This window comes from Arenimonas sp. (genome assembly GCF_044348765.1).
Classification (GTDB): domain Bacteria; phylum Pseudomonadota; class Gammaproteobacteria; order Xanthomonadales; family Xanthomonadaceae; genus Arenimonas.
The window spans coordinates 1-3,116 of sequence record NZ_JBIKSE010000080.1 but is presented as its reverse complement, the minus strand read 5'-3'; the positions used below and the strand labels follow the sequence as shown (position 1 = coordinate 3,116).

Sequence of the window (3,116 nt, the reverse complement as noted above, 5' to 3'; positions counted from 1 at the left end):
GTCGCGCCCTCGAAATCGTTATAGCTCAAAGTCAGGGTCAGATCGGCCAGGGATTTCGGGACTCCCGGCGAATTCGGTACGCCCAGCGTCAGCATGCCCGAGCCGGCCTTCACCAGAAAGGAATCGCCGTGGCCGTGGTAGCAGCCTTCGAATTTTACGATACGGTTGCGGCCGGTGGCGCCCCGTGCCAGCCGGATGGCCGAGAGTGTGGCTTCGGTGCCGGAGTTGACCATGCGCACCATTTCGCAGCTGGGCACCAAGCGGGTGATGGTTTGGGCCATAGTGACTTCCAGCGCATTCGGTACGCCGAAGCTCAGGCCGTCGCGCATCACGTTGTCCACGGCGTCAATCACGGCTGGATGGGCATGGCCGGCAATCATCGGACCCCAGGAGCCGATGTAGTCGATGTAGCGGTTGCCGTCGACATCGATCAGGTAAGCACCTTTGGCGCTTTTTGCGAAGAACGGTTCGCCACCGACCGATTTGAAGGCACGCACCGGCGAGTTGACGCCGCCGGGCATCAGCTGTCGGGCTTGCTGGAACAGGGCGTGGCTTTGATCGTGATTCATGGCGTGACCTTGCTGAAAGAATGGTTGTAGGCGATGAGTGCCGCGACCGGATCCGGGGCATCGAAAACGCCGGAAATCACCGCAATGAAGTCGGCGCCGGCAGCGCACAGTTGCGCACTATTATCCGGCCTTATGCCGCCGATGGCGACCATTGCCTTACCCAAAGCGCGGGCTTCGGCGAAAAGATGCAACGGGGCTTGCGAAGCCAAGGGCTTAGTCGGTGAGGGAAACACCGCGCCGAAGGCGAGATAATCGATGTCCTGCACGGCCGCATCGTGCGCCCGTCCCATCTCGTTGTAGCAGGACACGCCGATCAACGCCTGGTTTCCGAGCGCTTCCCGGACCGTCCCGGGATCGGTATCGTCCCGACCCAGATGCACGCCATCGGCGCCGAGCTCGGCTGCCAGGCGCCAATCGTCATTGATCAAAAGCGGCACTCCGGCGTTCCGGCACACGGCCCAAAGGGCTTTGCCCTGGCGGTGCTTCAGTGCCGTGGCGGCGCTTTTGTTGCGGTACTGCAGGAGTGCCACGGGATGTTGCAGCAGCATGCTGCAGAGTGCCTCCAGCTCTCCGGTATCGGCCACATCGGGCGTTATCAGGTACACGCCGCGTCGATTTTGCAAGCGGGAAGGCATCAGGCTGAAATATAATGTCGGGAGGAATCCATTCTAGGTGCTTTTATGTCGGACAACGCGGAATTTCGCAGCTGGATCTGTATCGTGTGCGGATTTGAATACCATGAGGCCGAAGGCTGGCCCGATGAAGGCATCGCGCCCGGCACCCGATGGGAAGATGTACCGGAAGACTGGTGCTGTCCGGACTGCGGTGTCGGCAAAGCTGATTTCGAAATGGTGATGACTTAATTCAGCCGTTTCTGCGCTGACACGCCCTCGATAAAGAGGGTGCGGATGGTATCGGCATCATCGGCTTCAGGGCGCAATTGCAGGTAGCGCGCGAAGTCAGCATTTGCGCCCTTGCGGTAGCCGATTTCCGCATAAGCCAAGCCCCGGTCGCGCAGGGCATCCGGAAGGTCGGGTGAAAGCTTGAGAATGCGGTCGGCACTGCGCGCGACTCGTTCGTGATCCCCTTGGTGCTGGTAAATCGTCTGGAGATTACGCAGCATCCGCATCAAAATCGTGCGGGCGCTGGCGGGTGCCAGAATCTGGAACAGCTGTGAATCGCTGGGCGCCTGTCCGTCCAAATGTGGCGTGACCCGTTCACGTAACTCTTCGATGCTGACCGGACGGCCCTGATTGAACGGATCCAGCACCAGAATGCCATCATCTACAGGAAGCCGAACCAGGAAATGCCCCGGGAAAGAGATGCCCTCCAGTGGCAGGCCGATGCGATGCATCACAGCGATATGGATCACCGCCAGTGAAATCGGAATACCTAGGCGGCGGTCGAAGACCTGGTTCAGGTAGCTGTTTCGGGGGTCCTGGTAATTTCCGGCATTGCCGGAAAACCCCAGTTCCTTGTAGAGAAAATGGTTGATGGCGGTCAGTTTCGACGGAATGTCCAGTCCGTCACTCAATGAGGCGTTCAGGCGGTTGCCATAGGAATCGACCATGGACAGATAGGCCGCGGTCTCGAGTTCCGGATACTCATCACGGGCAATCAGCAGGGCGGTTTCCAGCAGCGGCAGCTCGGAATCCGCCATGGCTGCCAGCCGACCCCATTCCGGTAATTCTGCAATCACGGCCATGCGCGCCTCCTCGGCCCTATCGGGCCGGTTTCACGCCTTTCAGGCTTAAACGGTCCCCGGGGTTCAGGTCGAGTGCGGCCGCCTGGCCGGCATTCAGTTCCAGAACGTACTGGGCGGGGCCCGCGCTTGCAAAAGCCGGGCAGCGCGGCTGGTCTCCGCAGGGCGGGACGCCGAGCTGTGCCGAAACCAGCCTGAGCTTGCTGTCGAAATACAGGATGTCGAGCGGGATATAGGTGTTTTTCATCCAATACGCGAGCGGTTCCTCGCTGTCGTGGATGAACAGCATGCCGACCTCCGCGGGCATGTCCCTGCGGAACATCAGTCCGCGTTCCCGTAACTCCGGGGTGTCGGCCAGCTCTACCGTATAGCGTTTCCCCTTCAGTTCGACGGATGGCGCCTCGGTCAGCTCGGCGCAGCCACTAGCCGAGAGTGTAAGGTTGAGTATGAAACCGAGGAGCAGTGTATGGCGCATGGTGAATATTCCTGAAGTGATTGAGACAGAATTCCCTGTTTCCGTCTCTGCCGTCAAGCGTTTCGAGGGGTTCGCTGACCATCGTGTGGTGCGGCGGGCGTATAGCGATTCTGCCAACTGAACTGTAGGTTAACTTTCTATAAAAACGGTTGACGGTGTACCGTAACCTTGCCATAATGGTCAGCTTACTTCGGGACGAACTGTCCTTAAGTAAATGTCACCCGTCATGCGGAATTAAGCCTCCGAATGTTGACGTGGTTTAAAAGGTCTGCCATACTGTGCGACCACTTCGAGACGAAATGTCCGAGGCGCGAACCCTTCGGGGTAAGCAGAATGATCTTTGTAAATGTGCGCAGGAAATTTGTGCGGG

5 protein-coding genes are annotated in these 3,116 nt (G+C 59.1%); 1 reads left to right on the top strand and 4 read right to left on the bottom strand.

Annotated elements, in window-relative coordinates:
• Both ACIQ0Q_RS08600 and thiE read right to left on the bottom strand, forming a co-directional pair.
• On the bottom strand, positions 1-569 hold a 569-nt coding region (locus ACIQ0Q_RS08600), incomplete at its 3' end, for an aminotransferase class III-fold pyridoxal phosphate-dependent enzyme (RefSeq protein ID WP_395772526.1).
• Positions 566-1,204: a thiamine phosphate synthase gene (gene thiE, locus ACIQ0Q_RS08595; RefSeq protein WP_395772525.1), complete on the bottom strand. Its 639-nt coding sequence runs from the start codon at positions 1,202-1,204 to the stop codon at positions 566-568. The genes thiE and ACIQ0Q_RS08600, both read right to left, overlap by 4 nt.
• A 45-nt stretch (positions 1,205-1,249) precedes the next feature.
• Here thiE and ACIQ0Q_RS08590 point away from each other — a divergent pair, with 45 nt between their 5' ends.
• The gene (locus ACIQ0Q_RS08590) at positions 1,250-1,432 is read left to right on the top strand and encodes a rubredoxin (protein WP_395772524.1); all 183 of its coding nucleotides are present in this window, start codon (positions 1,250-1,252) and stop codon (positions 1,430-1,432) included.
• Here ACIQ0Q_RS08590 and ACIQ0Q_RS08585 read toward each other — a convergent pair.
• Together ACIQ0Q_RS08585 and ACIQ0Q_RS08580 are read right to left on the bottom strand one after the other, a co-directional pair.
• Positions 1,429-2,274 carry a SirB1 family protein gene (locus ACIQ0Q_RS08585; protein WP_395772523.1) on the bottom strand — a complete coding sequence of 282 codons (846 nt, stop codon included), beginning with the start codon at positions 2,272-2,274 and terminating at the stop codon, positions 1,429-1,431. The genes ACIQ0Q_RS08590 and ACIQ0Q_RS08585 overlap by 4 nt on opposite strands.
• A 16-nt stretch (positions 2,275-2,290) precedes the next feature.
• Positions 2,291-2,746 carry a DUF192 domain-containing protein gene (locus tag ACIQ0Q_RS08580; protein ID WP_395772522.1) on the bottom strand — a complete coding sequence of 152 codons (456 nt, stop codon included), beginning with the start codon at positions 2,744-2,746 and terminating at the stop codon, positions 2,291-2,293.
• Positions 2,747-3,116: the final 370 nt, after the last annotated feature.

Coding starts and splice junctions, on each gene's coding strand:
- thiE (WP_395772525.1), bottom strand. CDS start 1,204: ATGCCTTCCCGCTTGCAAAATCGACGCGGCGTGTACCTGATAACGCCC.
- ACIQ0Q_RS08590 (WP_395772524.1), top strand. CDS start 1,250: ATGTCGGACAACGCGGAATTTCGCAGCTGGATCTGTATCGTGTGCGGA.
- ACIQ0Q_RS08585 (WP_395772523.1), bottom strand. CDS start 2,274: ATGGCCGTGATTGCAGAATTACCGGAATGGGGTCGGCTGGCAGCCATG.
- ACIQ0Q_RS08580 (WP_395772522.1), bottom strand. CDS start 2,746: ATGCGCCATACACTGCTCCTCGGTTTCATACTCAACCTTACACTCTCG.